The following is a 19,305-nucleotide window of genomic DNA, read 5'->3' on the forward strand; positions in this document are numbered from 1 at the left end:
GCGCGGCCGGGCGGCGCCGGGCGGTGCGTCGTACGTCACGCATTCGGCCGTACCCAACTCCGGCCGCTTCTACGACCGGGCCACGGGCACCGTACAGGTGTGCCCACCGGCGCCACGCGCCTTCCATGCCCGGCTCGGCGGGCGCGCCGGCCCCGACACGAGCGAACCGGCCCGGCCTTCGCGGCAGGCCCGCGGTGCGGACGGCGAGCCTCCGGTCAGCCTCGACCGGCGGTCCGCCGCGACCGTCGAGTCGCGGAGTCGAGGACCACGGTCGCCAGCAACACCCCGCCAGTGATCATGTATTGGACGGGCGCCCCGACCCCCTGGAGGGCCAGACCGTACTGGATGGAAGTGATCACCATCACGCCGAGCAGGGCGTTCCAGACTCGGCCACGCCCACCGAAGAGGCTGGTACCCCCGATGACGGCCGCCGCGATGACGTTCATCAGAAGATCCCCGGAGCCGGCGCTCTGGTTGGCGGCGGCGATCTTGGAGGCCCAGAACAGGCCGCCGACGGCCGCGAAGAACCCCGAGAGAGCGAAGACGGAGACGCGCACGGCGGCGACGTCGACTCCCGCGCGACGGGACGCCTCGACTCCACCGCCCAGCGCCGTCACCTTCCGCCCATAGGCGGTGCGACGCAGCAGGAAGTCCATCGTGACCAGGACGGCCAGGAAGAGCGCCGTCGCCAGCGGCAGGCCCTTGTACTGGTTGAGCACCGTCGCGGCGGCGTAGGCGACGCAGGCGAGCAGCCCGGTCCGCAGCGCGATCTCGCCCGGCGATCGGGCAGGGATCCCGGCCGCGATCCGGCGCCGGGTGTCGCGGAGGGCCGCCGCGCCGTACCCGACGACGGCCAGGGTGGCCAGGCCGTGGGCCGCGGCGACATCGGAGAAGTAGTGGGTGGTCAGAGCACCGACCACACCCTCGCTGTCGATGTTGATCGTGCCGTTGGAGCCCAGGAGGCGCAGCATGAGGCCGTTCCAGAAGAGCAGCCCGGCCAGGGTGACGGCGAAGGCCGGAGCGCCCAACCGGGCGAAGACCACGCCGTGCACGGCCCCGATGATCGCTCCGGTCGCGACCGCGCACACCAGGGCCACCCACTCGTCGACCCCGTGGGTCACGGCCAAGAGAGCGAAGAGCGCTCCGCCGACACCGCTGACCGAGCCGACCGAGAGGTCGATCTCGCCGAGCAACAGCACGAACGTGACGCCGACGGACATCATCCCGGTCGCCACCATGGCGACGGCGATGTTGCTGAGGTTCTGCGCGGACAGGAACGCCGGGTTCAGGGTCTGGAAGACACCCCAGATGGCCGCGAGGCCGACGACGACCGGCACGGCGCCCAGGTCGCCACCGCCAAGCCGGCGCCGGAACGCGTCGAGGTGACCGGCGGATCCGGGCCTTCGCACCAGGAGCCGGGGGTCGGCGGTCACCACGGGAGGGCGGGCACCCTCCGAAGGGCTCGCGCTCGCGTTCGGACGGTCCGGGTGGTCGTTGGGGGTGGTGGTCTCGTCGACGCTCACGCCCTCGTCCTCCTCTCGGTGTCGACTCGGGCGGCCCTGCGAGTCACCGCGTTGTCCGCGGCCCCGGTGATGGCCGAGACGATCTCCTCCTGCGACGTCGACCGGACGTCGAAGACGCCGTTGTCACGCCCCAGTCTGAGGACGACGACCCGGTCCGCCACCGCCTTCACGTCCGCCATGTTGTGGCTGACCAGGAGGACGGCGTGGCGGCGCTCGCGCAGCCGCTCGACCAGGTCCAGAACCTGAGCCGTCTGCTCGACGCCGAGGGCGGCGGTGGGTTCGTCGAGGACGACCAGCCGGGGCTCTCCGAGCAGGGACCGGGCGATCGCCACGCTCTGCCGCTGGCCCCCGGAGAGGGCCGCGACCGGCACACGGAGGCTGGGAACCCGGATCGATAGGGTGTCGAGCAACTCCCGGGCGCGCCGCTCCATCTCGACCTCGTCCAGGACGCCCCGGCGGCTCACCTCCCGACCCAGGAACAGGTTGCCGACGACGTCGATGTTGTCGCACAGGGCCAGGTCCTGGTAGACGGTCGCGATGCCCAGCGACCGGGCGTCCTGCGGCCGGCCGATGGACACGGCCCGCCCCTCCCATTCGACCAGGCCCTCGTCGACGGGATGGACCCCGGCGATCGTCTTGACCAGAGTGGACTTGCCGGCGCCGTTGTCGCCCACCAAGGCGACGACCTCTCCGGCGCACACCTCCAGGTCCACGCCGGCGAGCGCCTGAACGGCGCCGAAGCGTTTGGAGACCCCGCGCAGGGCCAACACGGGTGTGACGGGCACACCGATCAACTCCTTCGTCCCCCGAGCCGCGCCGGACCTCGGAGGCGGCGCGGGAGAGGGCGGCATCGTGGGTACGGACCCCGGGGGCCGGGCCGTTGTTACCGGAGCCCGAGCTCCTCACAGGCCGCCCGGTACCGTTCGGTGCAGATCTGGGCGACGGTGTAGACCCCGTCGGCGATCACGGTCTCCTGGATGTTGTCCCGGGTCAGCGGGACGACCGGGATCAGCACGGCGGGGATGTCCGGGGTGCCGGCGCTGTCCACCGTGTCCTCGGCGATGGTGTCGAGCGGCTCTCCCCGGGCCAGCGCGACGGCCATCGCGGCGGCGGCCTCGGCCTCGGGACCGTAGGGCTTGTAGACGCTCATGAACTGTTCGCCGGCGACGATGCGCTGGACGCCGGAGAGTTCGGCGTCCTGGCCGGTGACGGGCGGCAGGGTGGAGAAACCGCCGGCCTTCAGCGCGGTGATGACCCCGCCGGCCATGCTGTCGTTGGCGGAGTAGACACCGACGATCTCGTCCTTGCCGAGGGCGGAGATGGCGCCCTCCATGTTCTTGTTGGCGTGTTCCGCCTTCCACTCGGTGGTGTCGTACTCCTTGCCCACGGTCACCTTGCCGTCGAGGACCTGGTGGGCGCCTCGTTTGAACTGGGCCGCGTTCGGGTCGGTGAAGGAGCCGTTCATCATGACGATCTGACCTTTGTCGGCGTCGTCGCCGAGGGCCTCCAGGAGCGCCTGTGCCTGCACCCTGCCGATCTGCTCGTTGTCGAAGGAGGTGTAGGCGTCGACCGGCCCCTCGGCCAGCCGATCGAAGGCGACGACCGGAATCCCGGCCTCCTTGGCCTCGCGCACCGAACCGGCGACGGCCCGGGCGTCCACGGCGTCCAGGATCAGCACGTCGACCTTGTTCGTGATCATGGTGTCGATCTGCTGGCTCTGGAGGGTGGCGTCCTGCTTGGCGTTGGCGTAGACGACCTCACCGCGATTGTCGGTCAACTCCTTGACATGGCGCTCGATCAACGGGCGGTCGAACCGCTCGTAGCGGGCCGTCTGGTTCTCCGGGAGCAGCAGGCCGACACGGATGTCGTCGCCCTTCCCCGAGGGTGCGTTCGCCGACGCCTCGCCGTCCCCTTCGGCCTGCTCGGCGCTGCCGCACGCCGAGAGCGAGACGGCCAGAGCGACTGTGCACGCGGCAACGGCGGCACGACCCGTACGCGATGTCACTTCGGGCACCTCCCTGACGGGGTCGCGACATCGCGACCGACGTGACTCGCAGTCAAGTACCCCTCACCGTGCGCCGTCAAGAAGTAGATCTCCGGTGGGTCGGTTTCCGGAACGATCAGCCCTCGGAGCCGGCCGGCGCCACGGAACCGGCGGCCCCGCCGTCGAGCAGCGCGGAGTCCCCCGTCTCCCTCAGGGCGAGAGCCAGCGCGCCGAGCACCTCGGCACGCCCGCCGAGCGCGCCCGGCACGACGGCGAGCGTTTCCGTGACGCCCGGGAGGGCGTAGCGACCCAAGGACTCGCGCACCGGCCCCAGGAACAGCTCTCCCGCCTCCGCCAGGTCGCCGCCCACGATCACCCGGTCCGGGTCGAGCAGGTTGCACAGGCCCGCCACGCCACCGCCGACGTGTCGCCCGACGTCGGCGATCACCCGGCGACAGCCCGGGTCGCCCTCCCGGGCCCGGCGGACGAGCTCCGAAAGCGTGGGCTCGACACCGCGGCTGAGTCGCAGCAACGGAAGCACGTATCCGGCGGCGGCGAAGGTCTCCAGGCAGCCCCGGTTGCCGCACCGGCACACCGGTCCCGACTCGTCCAGGGTGATGTGCCCGATCTCGCCCGCCGTGCCACCCCGGCCCCGGTGAAGCCCACCGTCGATCACCACCCCGGCACCGACGCCGTGGGCGACCTTGACGTAGGCCAGGTTCCGCACGCCGCGCCCACTGCCCCAGACCAGCTCCCCCAGGGCGCCCAGATTGGCGTCGTTGTCCGCGTACACGGGGACGCCGAGCCGGCCGGCCAGCCCCTCCCCCGGCCGGACACCGACCCAACCGGGGAAGAGGGTCGTCGGACCCAGCTCTCCCGAGGTCGTGTCGACGGGGCCCGGGACGGCGACACCCACGCCGACGATCTTGGAACGGTCCACCCCGGCCGCCTCCATCAGCCGGGAGACCGACAGCGCGGCGTGGTCCAGTGCGAGAGCGGGGGCGGCGTCCGTGTCCCACGACTCGGACTCCTCGGCCAGCACCCGGTGGGCCAGGTTGCCGACCGCGACGCGCAGCCGGGCATGCCCGAAGTCGACACCGACGACGACACCGGCGTCGCCCCGCAGGGAGACGCTGCGTGCCCGCCGCCCGCCCACCGAGGTGGGGGTGACCTGGACGGTGCCGCCCTCGGTGAGCTCGCGAACGATGTTGGAGACGGTCGCCGCGGACAGGCCCGTACGCCTGGCGATCTCCGCCTGCGTCAGCGAGCCGGCCAGCCGCACGGCACGCACCACCCGCTCCAGGTTGGCTCGGTGCAGCGACGACTGCGATCCCGGAGTATCCACGACCGACCTCCCGCACGCGGGCCCGGGCCGGCCCCGCTCGTGCAACTAGTGAACCCCCAGCTGAGCGGGTGGGATCGAGGCGCGTCAAGAGGTCGAGCCGGACCGAGACCGACCCCACGCGACCCAGGCCGCCGGTCTCGCACGCGTTCCCCGCGACGAACCGGCCGGGTGGCCGTTTCGACTCCCTTGACACCACTGGCCGCTTCGACGACTACTGGTCTCCGCGAGACGCACTTGACAACGTTGTCTCACCAGGAGGCCGAACGGATGCGGGGCAGAACTCGGCACGGACGGGGTCCGGCGGTCTCGGTGGCCGTCCTGCTGGCGCTGGTGGTGGGCACTCCCGGCGCGGCGGTCGCCCTGCCGCGAGACCCCGACCCGCCTGAGCGGGCGTTCGCCTCCTCCTTCGAGCCGGACGACCCGGCTCCGGACTGGCAGGACACCGTCGACACCGACGCCGACGGCCGCCCCGCTTCGTCGGGGGTCGACGGCGGCTACCGTTCCGGCATCCCGGGCAGCGTCGCGGACCGGATCGTCGAGGTCCGGGCCGGCGGCGAGAACACCGGCGCCGGAGAGGTGAAGGAGAACCTCGTCGACGGTGACCCAGGCACCAAGTGGCTGACCCTCGAACCGACGGGATGGGTCGAGTTCGAGCTGGACGCGCCCCTCGAACTGACCCGCTACGCGCTGACATCGGCCAACGACCACGCCGAACGTGACCCCGCGGACTGGACGTTGAAGGGTTCCACCGACGGCGACACGTGGACCACGCTGGACGGTCGCTCCGACGAGACCTTCGCCACACGCTTCGACACCAACGTGTACGAGTTGGACAGGCCTGCCACGTACCGTCATCTCAGGTTGGAGATCACCGCCAACCGGGGAGGCGATTTCCTGCAACTCGCCGACGTGCAGCCCGCCACGGACGACACCCCGGGTCCCGTGCCCAGGGACATGCTCTCCCGCGTCGACGCCGGCCCGACCTCGTCCCCCACCGCCAAGGCCCGCGCCGGCTTCACCGGCCGGCACGCGCTGTCCTACGCGGGACGACACACCACCGAGGGGCCGGCCTGGTCGGCCAACAAGATCTTCGATGTCGACGTCAGGGTGGAACGGGACACCCTCCTCTCCTATCGAGTGTTCCCCTCGATGGCCAACGGCTCCCCGGACTACGACGCCACCCACGTCTCCGTCGACCTCGCCTTCACCGACGGCACCCGCCTCAGCACCCTCGGACCCACCGACCAGCACGGGTTCGCGCTGACCCCGCGCGGGCAGGGTGAGGCGAAGGTGCTGTACGTCGACCAGTGGAACCACGTGACGTCGCGGATCGGGGCCGTCGCCGCCGGACGGACCGTCGACCGGATCCTGGTGGCGTACGACTCGCCGACCGGGCCGACACAGTTCCGTGGCTGGCTGGACGACGTGTCACTGCGGCCGGCGCCGCCCGAGCCCCCCAAGGCCCATCTCTCCGACCATGTGCTCACCACGCGCGGCACCCACTCCGGCCCCGCCTACTCTCGCGGCAACACCTTCCCCGCGACGGCGGTGCCGCACGGATTCAACTTCTGGACACCGGTGACCGACGCCCGATCGCTGAGCTGGCTGTACCAGTACGCGCGCGACAACAACGCCGACAACCTCCCGACCCTCCAGGCGTTCCGCGCCGCCCACCAACCCAGCCCCTGGATGGGCGACAGGCAGACCTTCCAGGTGATGCCGTCGGCCGCCTCCGACACGCCCGACACCGCCCCCGAGGCCCGCGAGTTGGCCTTCCGACACGAGAACGAGACGGCGCGCCCGTACTACTACGGGGTGACCTTCGAGAACGGTATCCGGGCCGAGCTCGCCCCGACCGACCACGCGGCCATGTTCCGCTTCACCTATCCGGGCGACGACGCGAGCGTGATCTTCGACAACGTCACCGACGACGCCGGCCTCACCCTGGATCGTGAGCGGGGGATCGTCACCGGCTACTCGGACGTCGGGTCCGGCCTGTCCACCGGCGCCACCCGGCTCTTCGTCCACGGCGAGTTCGACCAGGAACCGACCGGCGGCGTCTCCGAGGGTGCCACCGGACACCTCCGCTTCGAGACCGGGCCGGACCGCGTGGTGACGCTCCGACTGGCGACCTCGCTCATCGGTGTCGATCAGGCCCGGGAGAACCTGCGTCGGGAGATCCCCCGAGGGACCACCCTCGCCGAGGTCTCGCGCGAGGCCCGAGGACAGTGGGAACGGATCCTGGGGAAGGTCCGGGTCGAGGGCGCCACACCGGAGCAGCTCACGACGCTCTACTCCGGCCTCTACCGCCTCTACCTCTACCCGAACTCGGGCTTCGAGCAGGTCGACGGGGAGAGCCGGTACGCCTCCCCCTTCTCCGAGCGGGAACGGCCCGACACGCCCACCCGCACCGGCGCGAAGATCGTCGACGGCGAGGTGTACGTCAACAACGGCTTCTGGGACACCTACCGGACGACATGGCCCGCCTACACGCTGCTCACCCCGTCGAAGGCCGGCGAGTTGGCGGACGGTTTCGTACAGCACTACCGGGACGGCGGCTGGACCTCCCGATGGTCCTCACCCGGTTACGCCGACCTGATGACCGGCACCTCCTCGGACGTGGCGTTCGCCGACGCGTACGTCAAGGGCGTCGACTTCGACGCCGAGAGCGCGTACGAGGCCGCCCTGAAGAACGCCACCGCGGTGCCCCCGTCCTCCGGAGTGGGCCGCAAGGGCATGGCCCGCTCGCCCTTCGTCGGCTACACCGACACCTCGACCCACGAAGGCCTGTCCTGGGCCATGGAGGGCTACCTGAACGACTACGGCATCGCCCGGATGGGCCAAGCCCTGTACGAACGGACCGGCGAGCGCCGATACAGGGAGGAGGCGGCGTACTTCCTCGACCGGGCCTTGGGCTACGTCCACCTCTTCGACAAGGAGGCGGGCTTCTTCCAGGGGCGGGACGCCGCCGGCCACCCGAGGGTGCCCTCCGACGAGTACGACCCGCGTGTCTGGGGCCACGACTACACCGAGACCAACGGCTGGGGCTACGCCTTCGCCGCCCCCCAGGACAGCCGGGGACTGGCCAACCTCTACGGCGGGCGCTCGGCGTTGGCCGAGAAGCTCGACGCCTACCTGGCCACACCGGAGACCGCCGACCCGGAGCTGGCCGGTTCCTACGGAGGCGTCATCCACGAGATGACCGAGGCCCGGGACGTCCGCATGGGCATGTACGGACACTCCAACCAGGTGGCCCACCACGCACTGTACATGTACGACGCCGCCGGGCAGCCCTGGAAGACCCAGGCGAGGGTGCGGGAGGTCCTGTCCCGCCTCTACACGGGGAGCGAGATCGGCCAGGGCTACCACGGGGACGAGGACAACGGGGAGCAGTCGGCCTGGTTCCTGTTCTCCGCGCTCGGCTTCTACCCCCTGGTGATGGGCAGCGGCGAGTACGCCATCGGCTCCCCCCTGTTCACCAAGGCGACCCTGACACTGGAGAACGGTCGGACCCTCGTGGTGAGGGCGCCCCGGAACAGCGCGCGGAACGTCTACGTACAGGGGGTGCGGATCGACGGGAAGCGGTGGGAGTCGACCTCGCTTCCCCACTCGCTGCTCGCTCGGGGCGGGGTGCTGGAGTTCGACATGGGACCCCGCCCCTCGCGGTGGGGCACCGGGGAGGACGCGGCGCCGGTGTCGATCACCACCGACGACCGGGTCCCGACGCCGACGCGGGACGCGGTGGAGGGGGATGGTCCCCTCTTCGACGACACCTCGGCGACCGACACGACGGTGACCACGGTGAACCTGCCGGTCACGAGGGAGGTGCGCGCCCTCCGGTACACGCTGACTTCGTCGGACCGGTCGCGGGCACCGACGGGGTGGCGGCTCCAGGGTTCCTCGGACGGCTCCACCTGGCGGACGCTGGACGCCCGCTCCGAGGAGTCCTTCTCGTGGGATCGGCAGACCAGGGTGTTCTCCGTGCGGGCGCCGGCCACCTACCCGAAATACCGCCTCGCCCTCGACTCCGAAAGTGCCTTGGCCGAGGTGGAGTTGGTGGCGTCGCCCTGACCGCCGGGCACCCGCGCCACACGCGCGGGCCACGCCCCGAAGGAGACCGGGAGCGCGGCTCCGCGTGACGGCCGTGCCGGCCTCGGCATGAGGAAACCGACGCCGACCCGGGCCGTCACGCGGGCAGACCGGCACGACTCCGCCGGAGCGGACGCCGCTCCCGGCTCACCGGTCGAGAAGCCCGTGGACGGCGAACTCGACGACGAGCAGTGGGCGTTCGGCTGGGCGTCCGAGGCGTCCATGCGGTTCCGCGCGGGCCAACGCCCTGGAATCGGATGTCACGAACCGTCACGAGACGCTACCGAGATGGTTTCAGTACCTCTGAATGTATCCTCTGTCGCCCGAGAACTCCACGGCGAACGACACGTCGTACTCACAGTAGTGAAGGAAGGTGTCGTCCCGAACGAGGAAGACAACGAAGCTCGATTTCAACGCGAGGTGCTGCGACTTGAAAGGCGCGAAGTACCATCCAGGCGAGTCCTGATTGTAGTTCTGCTTGTCCTTGAATTGATCATTGGGACCATCCCAGGACCAGTTCGCGGCTCCGTAGGCCTGCTCGGTCTTGTCCGTGACGTACTGCCTCAGACTGCCCGCCGCGGCAAGCTCCTGTCCGTCCACCTTCTCTTCGGCAGTGATGCTTCGCAGATAGCCACAAGAGGCGGATTGCTTGTACATCTGACTCTTGTAGTTGGTCACCTGCATTCGCGCCGATTTCACCAGCCTTATGATCTTGTAGTCAGCCGTGTCGGCCGCGGCTATCTGATTCCAAGATACACGGACTCGCTGATCGACCCTCTCGATGCTCTTGTCGCCGACGACGGGCAGGGGGTTGCCGGGATCGTACTGCACGTTCGGGGTGAAGTTGTTCTGCGTGTTGCCGCTCGCTATGTCCTGCTTCAACTCGTCTACCTGCCGAGCGGACCAGGTCAGATCCCTGAGATGAACCTGCGGCAGTGGATGGTTCTGGCGAATTTCCAGGAGCAGTTCTTTGAGCTCTCGAACGTTGTTCACTACCCTGACCATGAGCAGAATTCCTCCGATTTGAAAGTGACGACAATTATTTCGGTCACATGCCCCCGGTGGGGCATGCGCGCGGGCCACGACCAGCAGACCGCGAACGCGTGGGGGCGCCGCGACCCGCCCTCGACTCACCGCTTCCCGCCACTCCACGGCGAGAGCGGCAGGGCCTTCACGGCCGTGATGGGCCTACACGAGCTGCGCCCTCAGCTTCTCGTCATCCCTTTCCGCCAGGACGAACTTTCCGTCGGCGTCCTCGACCCATGGAACGACGCCGTGTGCGCGAGCCCATGCGGTCAGGTTTACGATCTTTTGAATGTCGGTGTCCGGCTTGTACCGCTGCCCTCGGTAGATGAAGGAATGCGCCTGCTTTCCGTGAGAGGATGCGACAGCTCCGAGCATCTTGAAGATGCCGATGGTTTGATCCTTCTTGTCGGCTTTGGTCGGCGGCCCGACCACTCCGATACCGTCGTCGGACAACACATCGGCCTTGACGGTGCTACTTTCGTCCTTCTTGCCGCTGCTGCTCTTCGCATAGATGTCGGGGTCCAGGTCCTCGAAGGTCTTGCTGAACTCCTTGGTCACCCAAGCAGGCAGGTTGTTGCTGCTCGCAACCACCCCGTTGATCGCGCCGGCTGCCTCCTGTTCCCGAGCCGCCCCCGAGGCCGCCGCCTTCGCACCATTGCCGAGTTCATCCAGGAGCCTCTCGGCGAACGCCTTCCACGTATCGAACGTCACATCCTCGTTCCTGTGCACTCCGAAGTACTTGCCCACCTTGGCTTTGGCGTTCTCGCTGTGCTCGACCGCCTCGTCCTTCTGCCACTTCTTTTCCGTCTCCATGCCGAGCACGGCTTGTTTTACGAGATCGGCCGCCTTCCCGACGTTGGAGCCCTGCAGTTCCATACCCTGGACTATGATCGGCATCCTTGCCTTCCTCCATTCGATCGCACACCCCTGCGGAGAAGCGAAGCCCATGCAAGAAACCCGAATCCCGGAGATGTTCGCATAGCTCGTACGCCCCTCCGTCCGTCGGGGAGAATTCAGGCGAGCATTCCGCACCTGCGCACAGCACATGCGAAGCGGGCCGGGAGCGCGTGATTCCGGGCAATGCCCTCGATCTCCGGAGCTTCTTCGCTTCCGTCACCAGAGACAACAGCATCCACATGCCCTTGGTCAAGCAGATCGCGAACCCCGGGGGCAGGCGTTCTTTCTTGGTAACACCTGGTGGCCGAAAAGCATCGGTCCCATACGGCCCGCCGCTCAAGGATGACGGGGCGGGCTGCCGATGGTCGTTCACAGCGAATTGCCAGGATGTGGGTTCGGCGACGAGGGCCGCACGACCGAAGCGAAAAGCTACCGCTTGGTAATCTCAGATGTCACTCAAGTTCACACCCGGAAGGACCCGATCGCGGCGGGTTGCTGTAGCTTTCCGAACACCTTCAACCGGCCTGCGGCAATACCGAGCATGTCGGGCAGGCCACTGCGGGAAGTCGACAGGTCCGGCGCTCCGCGGTTCTCGCGGCCGTATACGCGTTGAGCCGACGTCATGGAGAGGAACCATGCTCAGGTCTTCGAGAAGAGTCTGCTGCGCTTTCGTGGGGGAGTTTCCTTGACGCTGGCCGCCGAGTCCCCCGCGTCCGCGGCGACCCTTCCCAACCCGGACGCCGTATCGCCGGCCCGGTACAGGCACCTCGACAGGAGCGCCTACCGCCTCGTTCCCGCCGATGTCGGCGAGGGGGCACAGGTCACCGGGGGTCGGCGCGCCCGACGTCTCGGACGTCGGCCTGCTGTTCGTGGGCACGGCGTCGCTGGACAACCGCACATCCCTCCAACAGAGCGAGCGCCCCTCCCCTGCGGGTCGCAGGGGAGGGGCGCTCGCTCACGTCAGGTCAGGTCAGGTCAGGAAGCGACAAGCTGGCGCAGCACGTACTGCATGATGCCGCCGTTGCGGTAGTAGTCCGCCTCACCGGGGGTGTCAATGCGGACCACCGCGTCGAACTCCACCCCGGTGTCGGTGGCCACCTTCACCGTGCGCGGCGTGGTGCCGTCGTTCAGCTCGGTGACGCCGGTGACGGAGAACGTCTCCTCACCGGTCAGCCCCAGGGACTCGGCCGAGGCCCCCTCCGGGAACTGCAGCGGCAGGACGCCCATGCCGATGAGATTGGATCGGTGGATGCGCTCGTAGGACTCGGCGATCACCGCGCGGACGCCGAGGAGCGCGGTGCCCTTGGCCGCCCAGTCACGGGAGGAACCGGAACCGTACTCCTTGCCGGCCAGGACGACCAGCGGAACGCCGGCGGCCTGGTAGTTCCGGGAGGCGTCGTAGATGAAGGAGACCGGACCGTCCTCACGGGTGAAGTCGCGGGTGTAGCCGCCCTCGGTGCCCGGCGCGATCTGGTTGCGCAACCGGATGTTGGCGAAGGTGCCGCGGATCATGACCTCGTGGTTGCCGCGACGGGAGCCGTAGCTGTTGAAGTCGCGGCGCTCCACCCCGTGCTCGGTGAGGTACTGACCGGCCGGGGTGTCGGCCTTGATCGCACCGGCCGGCGAGATGTGGTCGGTGGTGACCGAGTCGCCCAGCTTGGCGAGCACGCGCGCGCCCGAGATGTCCTCCACCGGCTCCGGGTCCATGCGCATGCCCTCGAAGTACGGGGGCTTGCGGACGTAGGTCGACTCGGTGTCCCACTCGAAGGTGTTCCCGGTCGGCACCGGCAGCGCCTGCCACTGCGCGTCGCCCGCGAAGACGTCGCTGTAGGACTTGGAGAACATGTCCTCGCCGATGGCGTTGGCGACGACGTCGTTCACCTCGGCCTCGGTGGGCCAGATGTCCTTGAGGTAGACGGGGTTGCCCTCGGTGTCGGTCCCGAGAGCCTCGCGGGTGATGTCCGTCTTCATGGAGCCCGCGAGCGCGTAGGCGACGACGAGCGGCGGGGACGCCAGGTAGTTCATCTTGACGTCGGGGTTGATCCGGCCCTCGAAGTTCCGGTTGCCGGACAGCACCGAGGTGACGGCGAGGTCGTGCTCGTTGACGGCCCGGGACACCTCCTCCGGGAGCGGACCGGAGTTGCCGATGCAGGTGGTGCAACCGTAGCCGACCAGGTTGAAGCCGACCTTGTCGAGGTAGGGCGTCAGACCCGCCTTCTCGAAGTAGTCGGTGACGACCTTGGAGCCGGGGGCGAGAGTGGTCTTCACCCACGGCTTGCGGGTCAGGCCCTTCTCGACCGCCTTCTTGGCCACCAGGGCGGCGGCGACCATGACGTACGGGTTGGAGGTGTTGGTGCAGGAGGTGATGGCCGCGACGGTCACCGCGCCGTGGTCCAGCTCGTACTCGGTCCCGTCGGGGGCGGTCACGGTGACCCGGTTGGAGGGGGTGCCGTTCGGCGCGACGGCGGGCGCGTCGGACGCGGGGAAGGACTCCACACCGGCCTCGTCGACCGCGTCGACGTAGTTGCGGACGTCCAGCTTGAACTGCTCGGCCGCGTTGGCCAGAACGATGCGGTCCTGCGGGCGCTTGGGGCCGGCGATGGACGGCACGACGCTGGAGAGGTCCAGTTCGAGCTTCTCGGAGAAGTCCGGCTCGGCGGCCGGATCGAGCCAGAGCCCCTGCTCCTTGGCGTACGCCTCGACAAGCGCGAGCTGCTGCTCGTCGCGGCCGGTGAGTCGCATGTACTTGATGGTCTCGTCGTCGATCGGGAAGATCGCGGCGGTCGACCCGAACTCCGGGGACATGTTGCCGATGGTGGCGCGGTTGGCCAGGCTGGTCGCGGCCACGCCCTCGCCGTAGAACTCGACGAACTTGCCGACCACCCCGTGCTTGCGCAGCATCTCCGTGATCGTGAGGACCAGGTCGGTCGCCGTCGTGCCCGGCCGCAGCTCACCGGTGAGCTTGAAACCGACGACGCGCGGAATGAGCATCGAGACGGGCTGTCCGAGCATGGCGGCCTCGGCCTCGATGCCGCCTACGCCCCAGCCCAGCACACCGAGGCCGTTGACCATCGTGGTGTGGGAGTCGGTGCCGACCAGGGTGTCGGGGTAGGCCTTGCCCTCGCGGACCATGACCACGCGGGCCAGATGCTCGATGTTCACCTGGTGCACGATGCCGGTGCCGGGCGGGACGACCTTGAACTCGTCGAACGCGGTCTGACCCCAGCGCAGGAACTGGTAGCGCTCCTTGTTGCGCCCGTACTCCAGGTCCACGTTGACCTTGAAGGCGTCCTGGGTGCCGAACTTGTCGGCGATGACGGAGTGGTCGATCACCAGCTCGGCCGGCGCCAACGGGTTGATCTTCGCCGGGTCGCCGCCGAGTGCCTTGACGGCTTCGCGCATGGTCGCCAGGTCGACGACGCAGGGCACGCCCGTGAAGTCCTGCATGATCACACGGGCGGGGCTGAACTGGATCTCCTGCGACGGCTGGGCCTGCGAGTCCCAGGAACCGAGGGCGCGAATGTGGTCCGCGGTGATGTTCGCGCCGTCCTCGGTGCGGAGCAGGTTCTCCAGCAGCACCTTCAGGCTGTAGGGGAGGCGCTCGGAGCCCTCGACCTTGTCCAGCCGGAAGATCTCGTACGACTCGTCGCCCACCTGCAGCGTGCTACGGGCGTCGAAGCTGTTCGCCGACACGACAGTCTCCTTCATTTATGTGCGCGTACCACCGCATCCTGCCGCCACACCACCCCGACCCATCGACTAAGGTAAGGCTTAGTTAGGCAACCCTTACCTGGAACCGGTGCACGGTGGGCGACCGCGGTACGCCCTCGGCAGTTATCTCGATGTCGAGATAACTCTAGTACATGAGGGCGAACAGGTCATGCCCGGACTCGTGATCCCTCCCAGCGAAGGTTCAGGGTTCTGAGCGAAGGCTGGCGGCAGCTCGGCGTTCTCAGCGAGGGCTGAGTGGCCGTTGCGGTCGGCCGCCCGAGGAGACGGTGGGGAGGCGTTGCACGCGTACGGCGATTGAACCGCCTCGTGCCCAGGTGGAGACTCGATGGCAGCGGCCCGTCCGTCAACTGAGGGAGGCGTCGACCCATGCCCGCACCTGGGCGTGGTGCTCCCGCCAGGCGTCCCACACATCCCCAGCCCAGGCCCGCAGTCGCTTGCCGCACTCCGAGGCGTCCGCCGCGGCGACATCGGCGGCGGTGAGCCTGTTGTGCAGGTCCTGGGCCGAAGGGTGCGGATCGAGCCGGGTGAACCGCGCCCAGTGCACCATGCGACGGTGCAACCGCGGCCCGTGCCGAGGATCGGCGCCACGTTCCAGAAAGAGGTACAGGGTCATCAGGCAGATGGACAGCCGCTGCGTGGCGAAGGGGTCCGCCCCCGGGTGTTGCACGCTGTAGCTGTCCACCAGCAGCTGGTGATGCGGCTGCCGCTCAGGATCGTTGTACGACAGCGCGAGCAGCTCCAGGTAGGCGAGGCCGCAGCGGGCACAACCCCCGGTGACAGCATCAGCGTCGCTCTGGCCCGTCATCCACTTTCCTTGCCCACTTGTCCTCTCGTTCTTCGTGTGCGTCTGTTCGTCTGTTCGTCAGGCCAACGCCGGTCGGCGCTCAGCGTGCTCGGGGAGGAGTTCCCGCTCGCGCTTGCCCGCCTCCGCGTCGACGCGACCGACGGGGGAGCCGACGGCTGGGCCTCCCGCGTGCCTGAGGCGCGGTGGCTCAGGCTCCGGAGCGCGCGACACGGAACCCCACGTCATCCACCCGAAACGTGGGGTGGCTGCGCCGGCGCGCGGACGCTCGGCAGCTCCAATGCTCGTCGAACCACCCTCCACCGCGAAGTACCCGGTAGGTGCCGTAGACCTCCGGGTCGTAGACGTCCCAGCACCAGTCCCAGACGTTCCCGAGGGTGTCGTGCAGTCCCCACGCGTTCGGGGCCTTGCCGCCGACGACACGGACGCGCCCGTCCGAGTTGGCGCGGTACCAGGCGATGTCGTCGAGGGCCGCGTAGCGGGGTCCGCTCGTGCCCGCGCGGCAAGCGTGCTCCCATTCGGCCTCGGTCGGCAGACGAAACCCGTCGGCGGACTGGTCCCACTCCACGCGCTCGTCGGAGCGGAGTCGGTAGGCGGGCGTCAGGCCGCGGTCTCGGGACACGGCGTTGCAGAACCGCACGGCCTCCCACCACGAGACGGATTCGACAGGCAACCGCTTCCCCTCGGCCTCGCCGGGGTGCGCCCCCGTGACCTCCGAATACCACGCCCGGGTGACCGGGACGGCGGCGAGCCGGTAGGGCGCCAGGTCGACCGCCCAACTGTGCCGCGTCCGCCGGTCCGACAGCGTCACCCGCCCCGACGGGATCGTGATCATCTCGTCCCCCCTCAAGTGATCTGCCCTCTCTCTCGGTTCGCGGCGGCCAGGTAACGCCGCAGCACTTCCGGGGAGTCGGGGGTGAAGAGCCCCGCCCCCAGGAAGCACAGGAGTTCGTCCTTCGTCGACCAGCCGTGCCAGGCTACTTCCTCTCCTGAGGGGCGGGGTCTCTCCGACAGGACCGCCTCGTGCACGGCCAGCCAGTGCGGGCTGAGCCCGGTCCGATTCAGGAACGTGACGACGGGACGAACCACCGGCCGAACGCCCAACTCCTCGACGAGTTCACGTGCGGCGGCCTCGCGATAGGTCTCTCCCGCAGCGACGGCACCACCGAAGCCCACCTCATGGTGCCCCGGGTAGCGGGCCGCCCGCTCCGAGCGCCGATGCACCAGGAACCGTCCCTCCCGATCCCGGCAGACCGTGACGGACACCCGGTGCAGCCACCCCTCGCGCACCGCCTCCCCTCGGCCGACCACGGCGAGAAACCGGTCCCGCGCGTCCACACGGTCGACCGGCTCGTCCGCTTCCGTCATCTCCGGAGCCCACGAGTGTCGCCGGAAGCTCGCCTCCCGGAGTCGGCCATGACCCGGTCGCGCAGCAACTCGTCCTCCTCCCCCAACCGCCCATTCGTCCACGGGGGACGAGGTACCACCACGCCGCCCGCGACGACCTCCCGCGGTTCGAACTGCCCTCGTTTCAGGTCGATCTCCACGCCCATTCCCAGCCGGTTCCACCAAGGGAAGTCGACCCGTACCCCGTCGACGCGCACCTCCCCGCGTATCGGCTCCTCTCCCAGCGGGTCGTTCAGAACCATCGCGGTCACCCCGCACTGATCTTGAGACGGGTTGTCCCGAGCCCGGACCGCGCGGAACTCGGACGTGCGCGTCTCGGGGCCACGACTCGCGAGGACGGCCCTTTCGACGTCGGACGACATCGGAACAGTCATGGGACCGGATCGTGCCGGCGAGCACCGACAACGGTGGCCCGACGGCATGCCCGCCGCGAGGTCGGGGCGCCTGCCCGGTCCGCCTCGGGGCCCACCCGCGACCGGGAGGTTCCGTGTGTCCAGTTCTTCGCTTCGGTCCTGGGTTCACGACATTCGGCGGCGTCAGCGCACTACGGGCGATCTCTGCCCGGCGAACCAGTCCACGGTGCGCGCCAGCCCTTCCTCCGCGCCGATCGCCGGGGACCAACCGAGGAGGGCGCGGGCAGCCGTGATGTCCGGACTCCTTCGCACGGGGTCGTCGACCGGCAGGGGGAGGTGTTCGACGGGTGAGGCCGAACCGGTGATCCGCAGGATCGTCCGGGCGAGTTCGTCTATGGTCGTTTCCTCCGGGTTTCCGAGGTTGACGGGCCCCCGCTCCGCGCTCCGAAGCATCAGGCGCACGCCTCGGACGAGGTCGTCGACGAAGCAGAAGCTGCGCGTGTGGTCGCCCCGCCCGTAGACCGTCAGGGGTGCGCCGGACAGGGCCTGGCCGACGAGGTTGGGAATGACCCGCCCGTCGTCTCGACGCATGCGGGGTCCGTAGGTGTTGAAGATGCGGACGATTCCGGTGTTCACGCCGAGTTCACGCGCGTAGCTGGCGGTGAGCGCCTCGGAGAATCGCTTCGCCTCGTCGTAGACGCTGCGCGGGCCGACCGGGTTGACGTTTCCCCAGTAGTCCTCGCTCTGCGGGTGCGTCGTCGGGTCGCCGTACACCTCGCTGGTGGAGCCCAGGAGGAACCGCGCGCCGTGACGGAGGGCCAGTCGAAGGCCGTTCTCGGTCCCCCGGCTGCCGGCGGCGAGGGTCTTGAGGGGGAACCTCAGGTAGTCAGGCGGAGAGGCCGGGCTGGCGAGATGGACCACGGCGTCGACGGGGCCCGGAAGTTCGGGCAGTTCCGCACTGACGTCGGCTTGGACGAAGGTGAACCCGGGGTGATCGGCCAGGCGGCGGACATTGTCCTCGCGACCCGTCGTCAGGTCGTCCAGGCAGACGATCCGGTCCCCCTGCCCGAGCAGCAGGGCGCACAGGTGTGACCCGAGGAAGCCGGCGCCTCCGAACACCACCACGCGCATGGTCTCTCACCTCCGATGGGAGGCCGCCGACCGAGGGAGCGCCGCGTCGGGCGGACCACCGGGCGCGGCCCTGGGGCGGCCATCCCAGTATCGGACCGGGCGTCCGCTTCCGCACGCGGGTCGGCTCGGGGCTCGTGGCCGGGCACCGGACTCCGGCCCCATCGGGCGAGGGTCCCCTACGAGGGGCCGGGGCGACGTCCTGAGTCGGGGGCGGCACCGGGTGGCGACGACGGGACCGGCGGCGCACCCTGGCGGGGTGACGCCAGAACCCTTCGCGCACGCGAACACGTCTCCTTCGCGCTCCGTACCGGCCGAGCGGCACAGGATGGCCTCGCGACAGGAGATCGACAGGATCGAGCAGGACGTCCTGTACCGACGCAGTGTCGAGCGCTACCTGCTGGCCCGCCAGTACGCGCACGGTACGGTCCTGGACTGTGCGTGCGGGTCGGGGTACGGCTCGTACCTGATGGCGAAGAACCCCGACGTCGGCCACGTGCACGGCTACGACCGGGATCCTGACGTCATCGAGCCGGCCCGCCTCCATCTGGGCAGCGAGCGGGTCTCCTTCTGGCAGGCGGACTTGGAGGAGGTGGACCGCCCGGCGGACCTCCTCGTGTGCCTGGAGACCATCGAGCACCTGGACGACCCGATGGCGGTGTCCCGACTCGCGGACCGATGCGGAGTCCACGAGATCGTGGTGTCCTTCCCGACCAAGAAGACGACCCACTACAACCCCCACCACCGCTGGGATCTCGTCGAGCAGGACGTCCGGGACATCCTCTCCGGCTTCCACGTCCACCACTCGCACCACCTCTTCCAGGACACCCGGATGATGTGGCTCGCGCGGGGACGGGGCCGCGCCGAGTCGCCTCCCACGCGCTGGGGCCCTCCCTTCTCCTGAACCCGCCGGCCCGATGCCGCGGCATGCGGGTGGCGACCGCCGGCACGTCGCCACCGCCCGACGGCGCGCCACCGGGAGCGACCGCCACCGGCCGACGAGCCCACCACCACCCCTT

The 19,305-nt window shown here is 69.3% G+C and carries 14 protein-coding genes; 2 read left to right on the forward strand and 12 right to left on the reverse strand.

Annotation, left to right across the window (positions count from 1 at the left end; all coding sequences use genetic code 11):
* Positions 1-215: 215 nt before the first annotated feature.
* The 4 genes from JEK78_RS03220 to JEK78_RS03235 all read right to left on the reverse strand — a co-directional run bounded on the left by JEK78_RS03220 (position 216) and on the right by JEK78_RS03235 (position 4,852).
* Complete coding sequence (locus tag JEK78_RS03220; protein ID WP_242483357.1) at positions 216-1,436, reverse strand: sugar ABC transporter permease; 1,221 nt, start codon at positions 1,434-1,436, stop codon at positions 216-218.
* 83 nt (positions 1,437-1,519) lie between these two features.
* Positions 1,520-2,317, reverse strand: coding sequence for an ATP-binding cassette domain-containing protein (locus tag JEK78_RS03225; RefSeq protein ID WP_200262583.1), 798 nt, complete (start codon positions 2,315-2,317; stop codon positions 1,520-1,522).
* An 89-nt stretch (positions 2,318-2,406) separates the two neighbouring features.
* Positions 2,407-3,528, reverse strand: coding sequence for a substrate-binding domain-containing protein (locus JEK78_RS03230; protein WP_200262584.1), 1,122 nt, complete (start codon positions 3,526-3,528; stop codon positions 2,407-2,409).
* Between the two features lie 115 nt (positions 3,529-3,643).
* A complete protein-coding gene (locus JEK78_RS03235; RefSeq protein WP_200262585.1) occupies positions 3,644-4,852 on the reverse strand; it encodes an ROK family transcriptional regulator in 1,209 nt (402 codons plus the stop codon).
* A 267-nt stretch (positions 4,853-5,119) separates the two neighbouring features.
* Between JEK78_RS03235 and JEK78_RS03240 the strand changes: the two genes are divergently transcribed.
* Positions 5,120-8,923 (forward strand): GH92 family glycosyl hydrolase, encoded by a 3,804-nt coding sequence (locus JEK78_RS03240; protein WP_200262586.1) that lies wholly within the window; start codon positions 5,120-5,122, stop codon positions 8,921-8,923.
* 312 nt (positions 8,924-9,235) lie between these two features.
* On the opposite strand, the gene JEK78_RS03245 is transcribed toward JEK78_RS03240, so the two are convergent.
* The 8 genes from JEK78_RS03245 to JEK78_RS03280 form a co-directional block, all read right to left on the reverse strand.
* Complete coding sequence (locus JEK78_RS03245) at positions 9,236-9,934, reverse strand: hypothetical protein (protein ID WP_200262587.1); 699 nt, start codon at positions 9,932-9,934, stop codon at positions 9,236-9,238.
* Between the two features lie 195 nt (positions 9,935-10,129).
* The gene (locus JEK78_RS03250) at positions 10,130-10,843 is read right to left on the reverse strand and encodes a hypothetical protein (protein WP_200262588.1); all 714 of its coding nucleotides are present in this window, start codon (positions 10,841-10,843) and stop codon (positions 10,130-10,132) included.
* A 996-nt stretch (positions 10,844-11,839) separates the two neighbouring features.
* Positions 11,840-14,557 (reverse strand): aconitate hydratase AcnA, encoded by a 2,718-nt coding sequence (gene acnA / locus JEK78_RS03255; RefSeq protein ID WP_200262589.1) that lies wholly within the window; start codon positions 14,555-14,557, stop codon positions 11,840-11,842.
* A 382-nt stretch (positions 14,558-14,939) separates the two neighbouring features.
* Positions 14,940-15,401, reverse strand: a complete 462-nt coding sequence (locus JEK78_RS03260) for a DUF5946 family protein (RefSeq protein WP_200262590.1) — start codon at positions 15,399-15,401, stop codon at positions 14,940-14,942.
* A gap of 187 nt (positions 15,402-15,588) precedes the next feature.
* Positions 15,589-16,233: an SUMF1/EgtB/PvdO family nonheme iron enzyme gene (locus JEK78_RS03265; protein WP_200262591.1), complete on the reverse strand. Its 645-nt coding sequence runs from the start codon at positions 16,231-16,233 to the stop codon at positions 15,589-15,591.
* A gap of 11 nt (positions 16,234-16,244) precedes the next feature.
* Entirely contained in the window at positions 16,245-16,766 is a 522-nt protein-coding gene (locus JEK78_RS03270; RefSeq protein ID WP_200262592.1) for an NUDIX domain-containing protein, read from the reverse strand.
* A complete protein-coding gene (locus JEK78_RS03275) occupies positions 16,763-17,179 on the reverse strand; it encodes a hypothetical protein (protein WP_200262593.1) in 417 nt (138 codons plus the stop codon). Before JEK78_RS03275 ends, JEK78_RS03270 begins: the two co-directional genes overlap by 4 nt.
* Positions 17,180-17,341: 162 nt before the next feature.
* Complete coding sequence (locus JEK78_RS03280) at positions 17,342-18,289, reverse strand: NAD-dependent epimerase/dehydratase family protein (protein ID WP_200262594.1); 948 nt, start codon at positions 18,287-18,289, stop codon at positions 17,342-17,344.
* Between the two features lie 325 nt (positions 18,290-18,614).
* Between JEK78_RS03280 and JEK78_RS03285 the strand changes: the two genes are divergently transcribed.
* A complete protein-coding gene (locus JEK78_RS03285; protein ID WP_200262595.1) occupies positions 18,615-19,190 on the forward strand; it encodes a methyltransferase domain-containing protein in 576 nt (191 codons plus the stop codon).
* Positions 19,191-19,305: the final 115 nt, after the last annotated feature.

Origin of the sequence: Streptomyces sp. HSG2, from assembly GCF_016598575.1 — a bacterium.
GTDB lineage: Bacteria > Actinomycetota > Actinomycetes > Streptomycetales > Streptomycetaceae > Streptomyces.

Bases quoted from the DNA above. Each gene is read 5' to 3' on its own strand.
- JEK78_RS03240 (WP_200262586.1), top strand. From the start codon at position 5,120: ATGCGGGGCAGAACTCGGCACGGACGGGGTCCGGCGGTCTCGGTGGCC.
- JEK78_RS03250 (WP_200262588.1), bottom strand. From the start codon at position 10,843: ATGGAACTGCAGGGCTCCAACGTCGGGAAGGCGGCCGATCTCGTAAAA.
- JEK78_RS03260 (WP_200262590.1), bottom strand. From the start codon at position 15,401: ATGACGGGCCAGAGCGACGCTGATGCTGTCACCGGGGGTTGTGCCCGC.
- JEK78_RS03265 (WP_200262591.1), bottom strand. From the start codon at position 16,233: ATGATCACGATCCCGTCGGGGCGGGTGACGCTGTCGGACCGGCGGACG.
- JEK78_RS03270 (WP_200262592.1), bottom strand. From the start codon at position 16,766: ATGACGGAAGCGGACGAGCCGGTCGACCGTGTGGACGCGCGGGACCGG.
- JEK78_RS03275 (WP_200262593.1), bottom strand. From the start codon at position 17,179: ATGACTGTTCCGATGTCGTCCGACGTCGAAAGGGCCGTCCTCGCGAGT.
- JEK78_RS03280 (WP_200262594.1), bottom strand. From the start codon at position 18,289: ATGCGCGTGGTGGTGTTCGGAGGCGCCGGCTTCCTCGGGTCACACCTG.
- JEK78_RS03285 (WP_200262595.1), top strand. From the start codon at position 18,615: ATGGCCTCGCGACAGGAGATCGACAGGATCGAGCAGGACGTCCTGTAC.